We start from the raw sequence: 15,233 nt of genomic DNA on the forward strand, positions 1-15,233 counted from the left end.
TTAGCAAATGCCAAGGCCAGAGGTTCTCGACCGAGTCAAAGACGCCGAACAGGAGGCGGACGAGATCGTCGCCGAGGCCGAGGAGGACGCCGAGGAGACGATCGCGGCGGCTCGCGACGAGGCCGACGAGATCCGCGAACAGGCGCGCGAAGACGCCGACGCCGAGGCCGAGGAGCGCCTCGAAGCGGCGCGCGAAGAGATCGAGGCCGAGCGCGAACGCATCCTCGAAGGGGGAGCCGAGGAGCGTGAGGACCTCGAGGCGCGCGCACAGGAACGAACCGACGAGGTAGTCGACTACGTGGTGACACAGTTCGAGGAGGCGGTGCATGCTCAGACCTAAGCGAATGAGCAAGGTGTCCGTGACGGGCGCGAAGTCCGTTATGGACGACGTCATCGAGGCCGCCTACGACCTGCGCGTGTTGCACCTCAACGACTACGACGGCCACTGGCCGGGCTTCGACAACGGCAACCCGATGGAAGGGGGCGACGACGCCTCCGAGAAGCTCGTGACCGTCCGATCGCTCAAGAGCATCCTCGGGGTCGAGCCCGAGGACGCCGGTCCGAGCCGGATCGTCACCGACGACACCCTCGAGACGGAACTCGAGGAGATCCGGACCGAAGTCAACGAGCTCGACGACCGACGGACCGAGATCGAGGACGAACTCCGCTCGATCGAGGAGCGCATCGACGCGCTGGAACCGTTCGCGACGCTCGGCATCGACCTCGACCTGCTCTACGGGTACGACTCGCTGGCGGTCCAGGTCGGCGAGGGCGACCCCGAAACGGTCGAACTCGCGCTCGCGAACCTCGACGCCGCGACGCAGGTGTTCGCCGAGGACGGCGTCGTCGCCGCGTTCGCGCACACCGACGAGGACACGCTCCAGAGCGCGCTCGTCGAGGCCGACTTCTCCGTCCTCGAAGTCCCGGACGGCGAGGGCGACCCCGCGGAGTACCTCGAGGAACTGCGCCACGAGAAACAGTCCCTGGAGTCGAACCGCTCGACCGTCGAGGGGCAGCTCGAGGACCTGCGCTACGACGTCGCCGGCTTCCTGCTGGCGGCCGAGGAGAAACTCAACATCCGCGCCCAGAAGGCCGAGGCGCCGCTCGCCTTCGCGACGACCGACAACGCGTTCGTCGCCGAGGGGTGGCTCCCGACCGGGGAAGTCGAGACGTTCGAGCGCGCGGTCGAGGAGTCCGTCGACGGCCACGTCCACATCGAGGAGCTCGAAACGGCCGCCTACGACCGCCACGGTCACGGCCACACGGAGGCGGAGGCTCCCGAGACCGAGACCGCCGGCGGCATCGAACCCGAGCAGGCGGCCGACGGCGAGGCAGACGACGGCGCGGCCGACGCCGAGGAAGCGCCCGCGCCCCAGGAGGCGCGGACCGACGGCGGGACCGTCTCGATGAACGAGCACGACGACCCGCCGGTCGTCCAGGACAACCCCTCGGTCATCCGGCCGTTCGAACTGCTCACCAGGGCGGTCGGGCGTCCGAACTACTCCGAGTTCGACCCGACCATCATCCTCTTCCTGACGTTCCCGCTGATGTTCGGCTTCATCATCGGGGACACCGGCTACGGGCTGATCTACACCGCTATCGGCTACTACATCTACAAGAACTTCGACTCCGACGCCTTCGAGAACCTCGGCGTCATCACCATCGCGGCCGGGATCTCGACGACGGTGTTCGGCATCCTCTACGGCGAGATATTCGGGCTGCACCTGGTCGCCGAGCACCTCTGGCACGGCGTGTTCCACATGGACCACGCGCCCATCCAGAAGGGCCTCTCGCCCGCGTCGAGCTACTGGGCCCGCGCCTGGTTCGTCGTGAGCGTGCTGTTCGGCATCCTGCACCTGAACACGGCGTACACCCTCAACTTCATCGAGAACTACTCGCTGCACGGCGCCAAGGAAGCGGTCTTCGAGAGCGGCTCGTGGATCCTGGCGCTGAACGGCCTCTGGCTGTTCATCTTCAGCGACTGGTTCGAGGGCCCCAAGCCGAACTTCATCTATCAGGTGTTCAACGAGGGCGAGGGCGCCGCGTTCGAACTCGGCTTCGCCGGGTTCCCGACGGAGGTCGGGATGGTCGGTGCCGCGATGGTGCTGGCCGGGATGGCGCTGCTGGCCTTCGGGCCCGCCGCCCACGAACTCATCGAGATCCACGTCGTGCTGGCCCACGCGCTCTCGTACCTGCGGATCGCCGCGGTCCTGCTCGCCAAGGCGGGGATGGCCTTCGCGGTCAATCTCCTGTTCTTCGGCGCCTACGAGACCCACGGCGAGTACCACTACATGCTCGCCCACGGGCCGGAGTACGTCCTCGAACACCACGAGGAGGCGTCGATCATCTTCGGCGGGATGGCTCACGGCAGTCCGGCGATGCTGGTGTTCGGCATCCTCGTGCTCATCGTCGGCCACCTCGTCGTGCTCATCCTCGGGGTCACCTCCTCGGGCATCCAGTCCATCCGCCTGGAGTTCTTCGAGTTCTTCGAGAAGTTCTACGACGGCGACGGCAAGACCTACTCGCCGTTCGGCCGCGAGCGCGTGTTCACTCGCGACCAGTAACGCGCGCCGACTCTCCCGTTTCGCCGCGGTTTCTGCCACGTTCGTTGGGGCCGGATCCCCGCTCGTCAGCGGTGAGAATTGTCTGGACTCGGAATGTCTATCGACGTATTTGAGAACCTTTATGAACTGGATAGAGTATACAACACCTGTACGGAAACCAAATCCGCGAGTTCGATCACAACTATGATGGACACCACCATTCAGATGGCGGAAGTTGCACTGCAGCAGGGCGGTCCGGCACTTAACAACCAGGGCGCAGCGGCCATCGCGGTCGGTCTCGGGGCTCTCGCGACGGGCTACGCACAGCGCGGCATCGGGTCCGCCGCCGTCGGCGCCGTCGCGGAGGACGATGACATGTTCGTTCCGGCGCTGATCTTCACAGCGCTGCCGGAGACACTGATCATCATCGCCTTCGTGACGATCTTCATCGCGAACTAACACTCCTCCCCCTTTCACTACACATGAGCCTCGATACTGTCGTAGAGGACATTCGAGACGAGGCCCGCGCGCGTGCGGACGAGATTCGGGCCGACGCCGAGGCACAGGCGGAGGAGATCACCGAGGAGGCCGAGGCCGAGGCCGAAGCGATCCGCGAGGAGCGCCAGCGGGAGGTCGAGGCCACCATCGAGCAGGAGCGCGAACAGAAGCTCTCGAGCGCGAAACTCGAAGCCAAGCAGGCGCGGCTGGAAGCGCGCCGCGACGTCCTCCAGGACGTCCGCGACGCCGTCGAGGACGAGCTCGCCTCCCTCGAAGGAGAGCGCCGCGAGGACCTGACCCGCACGCTGCTCGAGGCGGCGAGCACCGAGTTCGACGAGGACGACGACGTGAGCGTCTACGGTCGCGCCGACGACGCGGCGCTGCTGGAGGACCTCGCCGAGGAGTTCGGCTACGAGCACGCCGGCGAGCGCGACTGCCTCGGCGGCGTCGTCGTCGAGAGCGAGACCTCCCGCGTCCGGGTCAACAACACGTTCGACTCGCTGCTCGAAGACGTCTGGGAGGACAACCTCCGGGAGATCAGCGACCGGCTGTTCGAAGCACAATGAGTGCCTCCGAATACGAGACCAGCAACTACGAGTACGTCAACGCCCGGGTCCGGTCCCGGCGGGCGTCGCTGTTCGACGACGACGACTACCGGAAGCTGGTCCGGATGGGGCCCGGCGAGATCGCCCGGTTCATGGAGGAGTCGGAGTACGAGGAGGAGATGAACCGCCTCGGCTCGCGACACTCCGGCGTCGACCTCATCGAGTACGCCCTGAACCAGAACCTGGCGAACCACTTCGAGGACCTGCTCCGCTGGTGCGAGGGGCGGCTGTACGACTACGTCGCCCGCTACCTGCGGAAGTTCGACGCCTGGAACGTCAAGACGGTCCTCCGCGGCGTCTACTCGGACGCCAGTGCCGGGGACGTCGAGGACGACCTCATCCGCGCCGGGGAGTTCTCCGAGCCGCTGCTCGAATCGCTCGTCGCGGCCGAATCCGTCGAGGACGTCGTCGCCGCGCTCGACGGGACGATATTCGGCGAGCCGCTCGTCGCCGCGATGGAGGACTACGAGGAGACGGACCTGCTCGTCCCGCTCGAGAACGCGGTCGACCGGACGTTCTACGAGATGCTCATCGAGGGGCTGCCGTCGAACCCCAACCGGCCGACCGAGCTGTACGTCGAGTTCCTGCGGGCGGAGATCGACTTCCGGAACCTCCGGAACGCGCTCCGGCTGGCCCGGACGGACACCGACATGGACCCGGCGGAGTACTTCATCGAGGGCGGGCGGCTGTTCGACGCCGCCGAGCTCCGACAGCTGGTCGACGACGAGGCGCTGCTCGTCGAGCGGATCCGCGAGAGCACCTACGGCGACGACCTCTCGGACGCGCTGCGCGTCCTCGACGAGGCGGCGAGCCTCATCGAGTTCGAGCACGCGCTCGACGCGGCGCTGCTGGAGTACGCCGACACCCTTTCAAATCGCTATCCCCTATCCGTGTGTCCGGTGCTCTCGTTCGTCCTCGCGAAGGAGCGCGAGGTCGACAACGTCAGGGCGATCGCCCGCGGCCGCGAAGCGGGCCTGAGCCCGGACCAGATCGAAGAGGAGCTGGTGACAATATGAGCCAGGAGATCGGCGTCGTCGGGAGCCCCGACTTCACGACGGGTTTCCGACTGGCGGGCGTCCGGCGGTTCGCCGACGTCCGCGACGACGACCCAGACGAACAGTTCGACGAGGCGGTCCGGGAGATGCTGGACGACGACGACGTGGGCATCCTCGTGATGCACGACGACGACCTGGAGCGACTCTCCCGCGGCGTTCGGTCCGACGTCGAGACGAGCGTGGAGCCGGTGCTGGTCACCCTCGGTGGCGGCGCGGGCTCCAGCGGACTCCGCGAGCAGATCAAACGCGCCATCGGCATCGACCTGATGGAGGAAGACTAACATGAGCCAAGCAACAGACACGACCGTTCGCGAGGACGGCGTCATCGAGAGCGTGTCGGGACCGGTCGTCACGGCCAAGAACCTCGACGCGAAGATGAACGACGTCGTCTACGTCGGCGAAGAGGGACTGATGGGCGAGGTGATCGAGATCGAGGGGCAGATTACGACCATTCAGGTCTACGAGGAGACGTCCGCGGTCGCCCCGGGCGAACCCGTCGAAGGGACGGGGTCGCCGCTGTCGGTCGACCTCGGTCCTGGCATGCTGGACTCCATCTACGACGGCGTCCAGCGCCCGCTGGACGTCCTCGAAGAGAAGATGGGGTCGGCGTTCCTCGACCGCGGCGTCGACGCCCCCGGTATCGACCTGGAGAAGACCTGGGAGTTCACCCCCGAAGTCGAGGAGGGCGACGAGGTCGGTCGCGGCGACATCGTCGGGAGCGTCCCCGAGACGCCCAGTATCGACCACAAGGTGATGGTGCCGCCGCACGCCCTCGACGAGGGCGAGACGGCCGAGGTCGTCTCGGTCGAGTCCGGCAACTTCACCGTCGAGGACACGGTCGTCGAACTCGACGACGGGACGGAGGTCCAGATGCGCCAGGAGTGGCCGGTCCGCGAGGCCCGACCCACGCTGGACAAGCAGACCCCGACCGAGCCGCTGACGTCCGGTCAGCGCATCCTCGACGGCCTGTTCCCGCTCGCGAAGGGCGGGACCGCGGCCATCCCGGGTCCGTTCGGCTCCGGGAAGACCGTCACCCAGCAGAGCCTCGCCAAGTTCGCCGACGCCGACATCGTCGTCTACATCGGCTGCGGCGAGCGCGGCAACGAGATGACCGAGGTCATCGACGACTTCCCGGAGCTGCCCGACCCGCAGACCGGGAACGCGCTGATGGCCCGGACGTGCCTCATCGCGAACACGTCGAACATGCCCGTCGCGGCCCGTGAGTCCTGCGTCTACACGGGGATCACCATCGCGGAGCACTACCGCGACATGGGCTACGACGTGGCGCTGATGGCCGACTCCACCTCGCGGTGGGCCGAGGCCATGCGCGAGATCTCCTCGCGACTGGAGGAGATGCCCGGTGAGGAAGGCTACCCGGCCTACCTGGCCGCCCGCCTCTCGCAGTTCTACGAGCGGGCCGGCTACTTCGACAACATCAACGGCACCGAGGGCTCCATCTCGGCCATCGGCGCCGTCTCGCCGCCCGGCGGCGACTTCTCGGAGCCGGTCACCCAGAACACGCTGCGCATCGTCAAGACGTTCTGGGCGCTGGACTCCGACCTCGCCGAGAAGCGCCACTTCCCGGCGATCAACTGGAACGACTCCTACTCGCTGTACCGCGACCAGCTCGACCCGTGGTTCGAGGACAACGTCGCCGACGACTGGCCCGAACAGCGCCAGTGGGCGATCGACGTCCTCGACGAGGACGGCGAACTGCAGGAGGTCGTCCAGCTCGTCGGCAAGGACGCCCTGCCGGAAGACCAGCAGCTGACGCTGGAGGTCGCCCGGTACATCAAGGAGGCGTGGCTGCAGCAGAACGCGCTGCACGACGTCGACCGCTACTGTCCGCCGGAGAAGACCTACCGGATCCTCGGCGCGATCCGGACGTTCAACGACGAGGCCGAGCAGGCCCTCGAAGCGGGCGTCCCGATCGACGAGATCACGGGCATCGACGCCGTTCCGCGGCTCAACCGGATCGGCACGACGCCCGACGACGAGGTCGACGAGTTCGTCGACGACCTCGAAGACGACATCGCCGAGCAACTGCGCTCCCTGTACTAACAATGAAAGAATACCAGACAATCACGGAAATCAGCGGTCCGCTGGTTCACGTCGAGACGGACGAGCCCATCGGCTACGACGAGATCGTCGAGATCGAGACCGGCGACGGCCAGACCCGCCGCGGCCAGGTGCTGGACTCCTCGTCCGACCACGTCGCGATCCAGGTCTTCGAGGGCACCGAGGGGATCGACATGAACTCCTCGGTCCGCTTCCTCGGCGAGACGATGAAGATGCCCGTCACCGAGGACCTGCTCGGGCGGGTCCTGGACGGTTCGGGCAACCCGATCGACGGCGGCCCGGACATCGTCCCGGACGAACGGCGCGACATCGTCGGCGCCGCGATCAACCCCTACTCCCGGGAGTACCCCGAGGACTTCATCCAGACCGGCGTCTCCGCCATCGACGGCATGAACACGCTGGTCCGCGGCCAGAAGCTCCCGATTTTCTCGGGCTCGGGGCTGCCGCACAACGACCTGGCGCTGCAGATCGCCCGCCAGGCCTCCGTCCCGGAGGAAGAAGGCGACGACGGCGACGGCGACACCGAGTTCGCAGTGATCTTCGGCGCGATGGGGATCACGGCCGAGGAGGCCAACGAGTTCATGGACGACTTCGAGCGCACCGGCGCGCTCGAACGCTCCGTCGTCTTCATGAACCTCGCGGACGACCCCGCCGTCGAGCGGACGGTCACGCCGCGACTGGCCCTGACCACCGCCGAGTACCTCGCCTTCGACAAGGGGTACCACGTGCTGGTCATCCTGACGGACATGACCAATTACTGTGAGGCGCTGCGCGAGATCGGTGCGGCGCGCGAAGAGGTCCCGGGCCGCCGTGGCTACCCGGGGTACATGTACACCGACCTCGCTCAGCTGTACGAGCGGGCCGGCCGCATCAAGGGCGAGGAGGGGTCGATCACGCAGATCCCCATCCTCACGATGCCGTCCGACGACATCACCCACCCGATCCCGGACCTGACCGGGTACATCACGGAGGGGCAGATCCTCGTCGACCGCGACCTCAACAGCCAGGGCATCCAGCCGCCGATCGACCCGCTGCCGTCGCTGTCCCGGCTGATGGACGACGGTATCGGCGAGGGGCTGACCCGCGGGGACCACGGCGGCGTCTCCGACCAGCTCTACGCCGCGTACGCGGAGGGTGAGGACCTGCGCGACCTCGTGAACATCGTCGGTCGCGAGGCGCTCTCCGAGCGTGACAACAAGTACCTCGACTTCGCCGAGGAGTTCGAGGAGCAGTTCGTCGAGCAGGGGTACGACACCGACCGCGACATCGACGAGACGCTCGACATCGGCTGGGACCTGCTCTCGATGCTCCCCAAAGAGGAGCTCAACCGCATCGACGAGGAGAACATCGAGGAGTACTACCGCGAGGACGTCGAAGCCGAAGTCGCCGCGGACTGACGCCGTAGTTTTTCTTTCAGTTTCGCTGTCCGGCCAGCGCTACTCTCGCGGGACCGCTCGTCGGCCGCCGCTCGGGCAGGCGACTCGCGATACCGGGCCGCTCCGGAGTAACGTTCTTTGGATGCGCTCGGGTAGATGGGCGCATGACGAACGAGAGTGGGGACCGGCCCGGTGCGCGCGTCCTCTATGTCGACGGCGCCGCGGAGCGGGCGACGCCGGTCGTCGACGCGCTCCGGGAGGCCGGGTTCACCGCCGAGCGCGCCCCGAGCGCGGAGGCAGCGCGCGACGCGCTCGCGACGGACCCGCCGGCGTGCGTGGTCAGCGAGCAGGATCTGCCCGACGGATCGGGACTGCAACTGCTCGGCGAGGTGCGCGAGCAGTGGGAGGCGCTGCCCTTTCTCATCTTCACCGCCGTCGGCGACGAACACCTGGCGAGCGCCGCCATCTCGGCGGGCGTGACCGACTACGTGCCCCGGGACCCGCCCGAGAAACAGCGGGGGGCGCTCGTCGACGCCGTCGAGGCGGCGCTGGCCGACGCCGACCGCCGCTTCGCCGACGTGACCGAGGCGCTCAAGGACCGGTCGATGGACGAGGCGCCGGTCGGCATCACCATCGCCGACGGGAACCGACGGGACACGCCGCTCATCTACGTCAACGAGGCCTTCGAGGAACTCACCGGCTACGACGAGGCGCAGGTGCTGGGCCGCAACTGTAACCTCCTCCAGGGGCCCGACTCCGCCGACGAGTCGGTCGCCGAGATGGCGGAGGCCATCGACGCCGGCGAACCTGTCAGGGTCGAACTGCGCAACTACACTCGCGACGGCGAGGAGTTCTGGAACCGGGTCGACATCGCACCGGTCGAGAACGACGCCGGCGAGGTGACCCACTACGTCGGGTTCCAGACGGACGTGACCGAGCGCGTCGAGGCCGAGCGCGAGGCCAGGCGCCAGGCCGAGAAAGCCAGGGCCGAACGCGAGACGGTCGAGGCGCTGCTCGACAGGCTGGACGGGCTGGTGACCGACGTGACCAGCGGCCTGCTCGGCGCGGAGACGCGCGCGGCGGCGGAAGCGGCGGTGACCGAGCGCCTGGTCGCGACCGACGAGTACGCGGTGGCGTGGATCGGCGAGGCCGAACCCGGCACGGACACCATCACGCCGGACACGTGGGCCGGCGACGCGGAGCCGCCGGCGCTCGAACTGGCGGCCGACGCCGAGGACCCCGTCGCTCGCGCCGTGCGGACGGGCGAGCGGCAGTTCGTCGGCGCCGACGGCGTTCCCGAGGTGTACGCCGACAAGCTCCCCGACGGCGCGGGCGGACTGGCGGCGCTCCCGCTCCGGTACGGCGACGTGAGTTACGGCGTCCTCGCGGTCGTGCTCCGGGCGGACGCGTCGCTCTCGGAGCCCGAGGAGCGGGTCCTGTCGGCGGTCGCCCAGTCGACGGCCATGGCGCTGCACGACCTGACCTCCCAGCGGCTGCTCGGCTCGGACGACGTGACCGAACTGACGTTCTCGCTGTCGGGCGCGGACCCGTTTTTCGTCGATCTCTCGGCGGAACTCGACGCCGAGTTCGTCCACGCGGGAACGGTCACGCGCGAGGAGGGGCCGACGACGCTCTTCTTCGAGACGGACGCCGACCCCGACGCCGTGGTCGAGGCGGCCGCGTCCCGCGAGGACGTCCTCGGGTGCACGGCCGTGACCAGCGGTGACGGCCGCTCGGTCGTCGAGTTCACCGTCGCGGAGTCGCCCCTCGTCCAGTTGCTACTCGACCGCGGCGGCCGCATCGCGGCGGCGTCGGCCTCCGACGGGGCGGGCGAACTGACCGTCGAGAGCCCGCCCGAGGCCCAGCCGCGACAGGTCGTCGAGGCCGTCGAGGACGGCGTGGCCGGCGCCGACCTGACGGCGTACCGCGAACACGAGCGGCCGGCCGGCACCCGCACGGACGTCAGGGCGCGCATCGACGACCGGCTGACCGACCGCCAGTCGACGGCGCTCCGGACGGCCATCGTCGGCGGGTTCTTCGAGTGGCCGCGCGAGACCAACGGCGAGGATCTGGCCGCCTCGATGGACATCGGCCGCTCGACCTTCCACCAGCACCTCCGCGCCGTCCAGCGGAAGGTCTTCGAGGAACTGTACGGATAGGCCCTCCTTACTGCCGACCACGCGCGGCGATCAGTCGCTATCACCCGCGAGAACTGGGCCGAACGATTCACGGCGGCGCTGTCCCACGCTTCGGGCATCGAATGGCGCCGTCGCTGACCTACGTCCAGTTCCACGCCGTCTACGTGCTGCCCGCGCTCGCGGTGCTGGCGGCGACGGTCCACTACCGCCGGGACAGCGTCGACTGGCGGGTCAGCGGCGGGGGACTCGCGCTCGTCACCGCGCTGGCGGTGACGTACACGATGCCCTGGGACCGCCTGCTCATCGAAGCGGGCGTCTGGACCTACGGCGCCGACGCCGTCACGGGCAGGCTGTGGGGCGTCCCATACGAGGAGGTCCTGTTTTTCGTCCTCCAGCCCGCGCTGACGACGCTGTGGACCGTCCACGTCGCCGGCCCGGTCGTCGACGGCGTCGCACACAGCCGTCGGGACCGGATCGCCGGCGCCGCGGCCGGGTTCGCCGTCGGGCTCGTCGGTGCGGCGCTGCTCACCGGGCGAAGAACGTTCTATCTGGGCGCAATCCTCGCGTGGGCCGGTCCGGTGCTGGCGCTCCAGTGGGCCGTCGGCTGGCGGTATCTCTGGCGCCGTCGCGGTCGCGTCGCCGTCGCCGTCCTCGTCCCCTCGGCGTACCTCTGGATCGCAGACCGCCTCGCGATCGAGGCGGGCGTCTGGGCTATCTCCGAGACGTACACGACGGGACTGGCCGTCGCCGGACTGCCCGTCGAGGAGATGCTGTTTTTCGTCGTGACGAACTGCTTCGTCGTCCAGGGGGTCGTCCTCTTCCGCTGGGTGGTCCACCGATGGCGCTAACTCGCGAGGTGAGCGGAAGCGAGGGGGTCCCGGCGACCGCCCGCGGTCCGCTCCGGATACTGGTCTGTTGGCTCCCCTGGCTCCCGGTCGCCGCCGCGACGCTCGCGTTCGCGCTCGGCCTGTCGGTCCCCCGTGAGTGGCGCTACGTCCCGCTGGTCGTCAGCGTCGCCGCCTTCGGACTCCCCCACGGCGCCGTCGACTGGGCGGCGCTGCCGCGGGCGGCGGTCGGCGGGGCCGACCTCTACAGGCCGTGGCGGCGCGGACGCCACGCGCGCCTCGACCGCCGGTGGCTGGCGGTCGTCGGCCTCGTCTACCTGGTCTTCGGCGGGGCCTACGCCGTCGGCTGGTTCCTCGCGCCGGCCGCAGCGGCCGTCGCGTTCCTCGCGCTGACGTGGTTTCACTGGGGGCAGGGCGAACTCCACCCGCTTCGCGAGGTGCTGGGCGCCGACCACCTCGACGCCCGCTGGCGGCGCGGGCTGACGGTCGCCGTCCGCGGCGCGCTCCCGATGGGCGTCCCGCTGCTCGCCTTCCCCGGCCGCTACCGGACGGTCCTCGACTCGTTCGTCGCGCCGTTCGGCGGGACGGTGCCGGCCTGGCCGTTCGGCGCCGACGGCCGCCTCGCACTCGGTGGCGCCCTCGCCGCGCTGACGGTCGGGACGCTCGCCGCAGGATATCGCGCCGCCGGCGACCGTCGGGGGTGGGCGCTCGACGCCGGCGAGACCGCACTGCTGTGGGCGTACTTCCTCGCGGTGCCGCCGGTGTTCGCGGTCGGGCTGTACTTCTGTTGCTGGCACGCTCCGCGTCACGTCGCACGCGTCCTCGTGCTGGACGGCCGAGCGCGCGACGCGCTCTCGCGAGGACACCTCGCCGGCCCGCTCGCCCGGTTCGCCCGCGAGGCGGCCGTTCCGACGCTGATCGCCCTCGTCGGCTGTGGCGCCCTCTGGCGGCTGGCGCCGGCGCCCGAAACCACGCTGGAAGGCGCCGCCGCCGTCTATCTCGTCGCGATCGCGGTGTTGACGCTCCCGCACGTCGTCGTCGTGACGTGGCTGGACCGGTTCGCGGGCTACTGGTAGCGCCCGCTCGACGCGACGGGGCGGTCGGGGACTGGCGACCGCCGCGTGGAGTCGGTTCGTCCGCGAGTCCGACCGATCTGCCGGCGTTTCGGACGGCCGAACTGAAAACGGTTAACTGCCTACGTCGACAAACCCGGATCAAATGGCCGAGGACGTCAAACCGACTCGCAAGGAGCTCATGCAGATCGAGGAGCGCATCGAGCTCTCCGAGCGCGGGCACGACACGCTGGAGCAGAAACGCGACGGCCTCATCATGGAGTTCATGGACATTCTGGACGAGGCCCAGGACGTCCGGTCGGACCTCGACGAGAAGTACCAGGAGGCCCAGAATGCGATCAACATGGCGCGCGCACTGGACGGCGACGTGGCCGTCCGCGGCGCCGCCGCCGCGCTCAAGGAACACCCGGAGATCACGACCGAGTCCAAGAGCGTCATGGGCGTCTACATCCCCCAGATCGACGCCACGAAGGTCTCCAAGAACCTCGACGAGCGCGGCTACGGCGTCCTCGGGACCAGCGCCCGCATCGACGAGGCCGCCTCAGCCTACGAGGAGCTGCTCGACCAGATCATCCTCGCCGCAGAGGTCGAGACGGCGATGAAGAAGATGCTCGACGAGATCGAGACGACCAAACGCCGCGTCAACGCCCTGGAGTTCAAGCTCCTCCCCGAACTCCGCGCCAGCGAGGAGTACATCGAGCAGAAACTCGAAGAGCAGGAGCGCGAGGAGATCTTCCGCATGAAGAAGATCAAAGACAAGAAGGAGCGCGAGGAGGCCGAGGAGCGGGAGGAGGCCGAGGCGGAAGACGCCGAAGAGGACGCCGAGACCGTCGCGGCCGACGACTGACGCTCGCCCCGTTGCGTTCTGCGATTTCGCCCTCTTCTTCGCGTTCGTTCTCACCCGCCGGCAGCGTTTAGTCGCAAGCGGCACCACCGACGGTATGGACTGTCCCGACTGCGGCGCACCGACGCTCGCGTTCTCGGTCCCGTCGGAGTACCGCGAGTACCTGCCCGCCGACGCTGCCGGCGCCGAGGTGTGCACCGGCTGTCTCGCGCTCCGACCCGTCGACGACCCGCCCGAGGATATCCCCGATTTCATGGCTATCAGCGACGCGATCCCCTCGAATCGAGACGCTGCCCTCCCGCTGGTCCTCCTCGTCGGGCTGATCCCGTCGCTGGCGACGAACCGCTCGGAGATCTCCGCGCTCCTGGAGCGCGTCGAGCGCGCTGGGACCGACCCGCTCCTCGCGCTCGACCGCCTCGCCGCCGACCCGGACGTCGACCCCGAGGCGGACCTGCGGACCCGTCGCCGCCAGCTCGAACAGCTGCTGTGACCCCGCGCTGTCCGGCGAATCGACCCCGAACGTGTTCCCGTCTCGCCCCGTTCCCTACTCTGTTAGGTACACCGCATTTACACCCGGGGGTGCTAGAAACGATTGCGGCATCGATGCCAGGTGCCGCCGCGACGACACTTAGGACCCGTCGTCGTCTCCCCCCCAATCCCCCCCTAACCACCAGCACCCAATTCGCGTCGCCGGTGGTGGCCCGACGGAGGCACTCTCCCCCCGCCTCCCGGGTACGCCGGCGACACTCTCTCTCCCCCCTTTCGTAACCGACGGGTAGCCGCGATCGCTTCCGACGTCGCCGCGAACGTAGCAGCGACCAGCCGGCCGGCTGTCTGGCGGGTGAAAACGAGAAACGCGCAGCGACGAGAAGACAGTCGATTCAGATCAGACGCCGGTGGAGTACCGGAGGATGCCGGCGATGCCGCCGAACGCCGAGAGGAGCTGCTCGCCCTTCTCGAAGTCCGTCGAGACGAAGTACGTCTCGGTGCCGCGCTGGTCGGCGATGGTCATGAGGTAGTCGATGGCGTCCTCTCGTTCGCCCTCCATCGGCTCGCCGCAGCGGTCGCACTGTCGCTCGTCGTCGAGCCCGTCGCTCTGGCCGAGCAGTTCCCGCTCGGTGTGGCCGTTGGGGCAGTCGTAGATGGCGACGTCCTGGCGGAGGTCCTCGCTGAGCAGCAGCGTCTCGACGGCGCCCATGTTGAGGTTCTCGCGGGTGGGGCCGAACCCGTAGGTCGCGAGGTCGCCGTCGTGGAGCTCGTCGAAGAACTGCTCCATGTACTTCTTGTCCTGGAGCATCTCGTGCTCGTCGAGGACGTCCTGGGCGGCGTCGACGAGGTCGTACAGCCCCGACTCGTCCGTGTAGGAGACGTCGAACTTGCCCAGCACCATGTCGCCGAGCTCGTGGTGGAGGTAGTCGCCGTCGAGGAACTCGTCTTTCGTCGGCGAGGGGCCGCCGACGAGGATGCCGTCCATGTCGTGGCGCTCGTCGACGAACAGGTCGTTGGCCATCCCCGCGACCTCCTGGTAGAAGTTGTCGATGGCTTCCAGGCGCAGGCGGGCGAATCGCTGTGCGGACTGGCCACCTTTGCGCTGCTTGCCCGGGACGAGCGACGACGCGGACTTGACGGGCTCGACGCGCTTGCCGCGGAGCCAGCCGACGTTCGCCTCGCGGCGGTCGAGGACGATGAGGCCGAACAGGCCCTTGTCGGCGAGCATCTCCTCCAGCGGTTCGGTGAGGAAGTCCGAGTCGCAGTGATACCGGAACGACTCGATGGGCTGGGGCGGGCTCTCCAGGGTCCGCGTGACCATCTCCGAGCGGCCGCCGCCGGTGTCGATGGCGCCGGAGAAGACGACCATGCCGTTGTCAGGCGGGTAGGTGTCGTAGTAGCGCAGTCGGTCCTTGATAGAGGTGAGCGCGTCCTGGACGGCGGTACGGGTGTCCTTGGACTTGATGTTCGACGCCTCGCTGTGCTCCTGGGTGACGTGGGCGACGACGCTGCTGATCTGGCGGTCCTCGGGGATGTAGATGGAGACCAGTTGCGTCCCCGATCCGCTGTACCCCTTGAGTTCCTCGATGACCTTGCGGAACTCGTATTTCTGTTTGTCCGACTGTCCTTCTTGCTCGCTCATTGTGTCTCGTTCGGGCTGTCGGGGCTAAGTAAGTGTTGACCTGTCG

The 15,233-nt window shown here is 68.5% G+C and carries 14 protein-coding genes; 13 read left to right on the forward strand and 1 reads right to left on the reverse strand.

All coding sequences use genetic code 11. The features are described 5' to 3' along the window. Positions 1 to 7: 7 nt before the first annotated feature. The 13 genes from ahaH (at position 8) to PSC72_RS14975 (ending at position 13,546) form a co-directional block, all read left to right on the forward strand. Complete coding sequence (gene ahaH / locus PSC72_RS14915; RefSeq protein ID WP_274322211.1) at positions 8 to 340, forward strand: ATP synthase archaeal subunit H; 333 nt, start codon at positions 8 to 10, stop codon at positions 338 to 340. Next, the gene (locus PSC72_RS14920) at positions 327 to 2,564 is read left to right on the forward strand and encodes a V-type ATP synthase subunit I (protein WP_274322212.1); all 2,238 of its coding nucleotides are present in this window, start codon (positions 327 to 329) and stop codon (positions 2,562 to 2,564) included. The genes ahaH and PSC72_RS14920 overlap by 14 nt, the downstream gene beginning before the upstream one ends. A 183-nt stretch (positions 2,565 to 2,747) precedes the next feature. Beyond that, on the forward strand, positions 2,748 to 3,002 hold the full coding sequence (locus tag PSC72_RS14925) for a hypothetical protein (RefSeq protein ID WP_382261804.1): 255 nt from the start codon (positions 2,748 to 2,750) through the stop codon (positions 3,000 to 3,002). 23 nt (positions 3,003 to 3,025) lie between these two features. After that, positions 3,026 to 3,607 carry a V-type ATP synthase subunit E gene (locus PSC72_RS14930; protein ID WP_274322213.1) on the forward strand — a complete coding sequence of 194 codons (582 nt, stop codon included), beginning with the start codon at positions 3,026 to 3,028 and terminating at the stop codon, positions 3,605 to 3,607. After that, a complete protein-coding gene (locus PSC72_RS14935) occupies positions 3,604 to 4,662 on the forward strand; it encodes a V-type ATP synthase subunit C (RefSeq protein ID WP_274322214.1) in 1,059 nt (352 codons plus the stop codon). The genes PSC72_RS14930 and PSC72_RS14935 overlap by 4 nt, the downstream gene beginning before the upstream one ends. Then, positions 4,659 to 4,982 carry a V-type ATP synthase subunit F gene (locus tag PSC72_RS14940; protein ID WP_274322215.1) on the forward strand — a complete coding sequence of 108 codons (324 nt, stop codon included), beginning with the start codon at positions 4,659 to 4,661 and terminating at the stop codon, positions 4,980 to 4,982. Before PSC72_RS14935 ends, PSC72_RS14940 begins: the two co-directional genes overlap by 4 nt. Position 4,983: 1 nt before the next feature. After that, positions 4,984 to 6,762: a V-type ATP synthase subunit A gene (locus PSC72_RS14945; RefSeq protein ID WP_274322216.1), complete on the forward strand. Its 1,779-nt coding sequence runs from the start codon at positions 4,984 to 4,986 to the stop codon at positions 6,760 to 6,762. A gap of 2 nt (positions 6,763 to 6,764) precedes the next feature. After that, positions 6,765 to 8,177, forward strand: coding sequence for an ATP synthase subunit B (locus PSC72_RS14950; protein ID WP_274322217.1), 1,413 nt, complete (start codon positions 6,765 to 6,767; stop codon positions 8,175 to 8,177). Positions 8,178 to 8,320: 143 nt separating this feature from the next. Next, a complete protein-coding gene (locus PSC72_RS14955) occupies positions 8,321 to 10,315 on the forward strand; it encodes a bacterio-opsin activator domain-containing protein (protein ID WP_274322218.1) in 1,995 nt (664 codons plus the stop codon). A gap of 101 nt (positions 10,316 to 10,416) precedes the next feature. Beyond that, positions 10,417 to 11,142, forward strand: a complete 726-nt coding sequence (locus tag PSC72_RS14960; RefSeq protein WP_274322219.1) for a lycopene cyclase domain-containing protein — start codon at positions 10,417 to 10,419, stop codon at positions 11,140 to 11,142. Then, entirely contained in the window at positions 11,133 to 12,215 is a 1,083-nt protein-coding gene (locus PSC72_RS14965) for a Brp/Blh family beta-carotene 15,15'-dioxygenase (protein ID WP_274322220.1), read from the forward strand. Before PSC72_RS14960 ends, PSC72_RS14965 begins: the two co-directional genes overlap by 10 nt. 142 nt (positions 12,216 to 12,357) lie before the next feature. Further along, positions 12,358 to 13,059: a V-type ATP synthase subunit D gene (locus PSC72_RS14970; protein ID WP_274322221.1), complete on the forward strand. Its 702-nt coding sequence runs from the start codon at positions 12,358 to 12,360 to the stop codon at positions 13,057 to 13,059. 94 nt (positions 13,060 to 13,153) lie between these two features. Continuing rightward, on the forward strand, positions 13,154 to 13,546 hold the full coding sequence (locus PSC72_RS14975; RefSeq protein ID WP_274322222.1) for a DUF6276 family protein: 393 nt from the start codon (positions 13,154 to 13,156) through the stop codon (positions 13,544 to 13,546). 396 nt (positions 13,547 to 13,942) lie between these two features. Here PSC72_RS14975 and prf1 read toward each other — a convergent pair whose 3' ends face one another. After that, on the reverse strand, positions 13,943 to 15,187 hold the full coding sequence (prf1, locus tag PSC72_RS14980) for a peptide chain release factor aRF-1 (protein WP_274322223.1): 1,245 nt from the start codon (positions 15,185 to 15,187) through the stop codon (positions 13,943 to 13,945). Positions 15,188 to 15,233 lie beyond the last annotated feature (46 nt).

This window comes from Halosimplex aquaticum (assembly GCF_028747785.1).
Lineage (GTDB): Archaea > Halobacteriota > Halobacteria > Halobacteriales > Haloarculaceae > Halosimplex > Halosimplex aquaticum.

What these genes read in the sequence shown, in the direction of transcription:
- PSC72_RS14955 (WP_274322218.1), top strand. Translation starts at nt 8,321, where the DNA reads ATGACGAACGAGAGTGGGGACCGGCCCGGTGCGCGCGTCCTCTATGTC.
- PSC72_RS14960 (WP_274322219.1), top strand. Translation starts at nt 10,417, where the DNA reads ATGGCGCCGTCGCTGACCTACGTCCAGTTCCACGCCGTCTACGTGCTG.
- PSC72_RS14945 (WP_274322216.1), top strand. Translation starts at nt 4,984, where the DNA reads ATGAGCCAAGCAACAGACACGACCGTTCGCGAGGACGGCGTCATCGAG.
- ahaH (WP_274322211.1), top strand. Translation starts at nt 8, where the DNA reads ATGCCAAGGCCAGAGGTTCTCGACCGAGTCAAAGACGCCGAACAGGAG.
- PSC72_RS14950 (WP_274322217.1), top strand. Translation starts at nt 6,765, where the DNA reads ATGAAAGAATACCAGACAATCACGGAAATCAGCGGTCCGCTGGTTCAC.
- PSC72_RS14930 (WP_274322213.1), top strand. Translation starts at nt 3,026, where the DNA reads ATGAGCCTCGATACTGTCGTAGAGGACATTCGAGACGAGGCCCGCGCG.
- PSC72_RS14965 (WP_274322220.1), top strand. Translation starts at nt 11,133, where the DNA reads ATGGCGCTAACTCGCGAGGTGAGCGGAAGCGAGGGGGTCCCGGCGACC.
- PSC72_RS14975 (WP_274322222.1), top strand. Translation starts at nt 13,154, where the DNA reads ATGGACTGTCCCGACTGCGGCGCACCGACGCTCGCGTTCTCGGTCCCG.
- PSC72_RS14925 (WP_382261804.1), top strand. Translation starts at nt 2,748, where the DNA reads ATGATGGACACCACCATTCAGATGGCGGAAGTTGCACTGCAGCAGGGC.
- PSC72_RS14920 (WP_274322212.1), top strand. Translation starts at nt 327, where the DNA reads ATGCTCAGACCTAAGCGAATGAGCAAGGTGTCCGTGACGGGCGCGAAG.
- PSC72_RS14970 (WP_274322221.1), top strand. Translation starts at nt 12,358, where the DNA reads ATGGCCGAGGACGTCAAACCGACTCGCAAGGAGCTCATGCAGATCGAG.
- PSC72_RS14935 (WP_274322214.1), top strand. Translation starts at nt 3,604, where the DNA reads ATGAGTGCCTCCGAATACGAGACCAGCAACTACGAGTACGTCAACGCC.
- prf1 (WP_274322223.1), bottom strand. Translation starts at nt 15,187, where the DNA reads ATGAGCGAGCAAGAAGGACAGTCGGACAAACAGAAATACGAGTTCCGC.
- PSC72_RS14940 (WP_274322215.1), top strand. Translation starts at nt 4,659, where the DNA reads ATGAGCCAGGAGATCGGCGTCGTCGGGAGCCCCGACTTCACGACGGGT.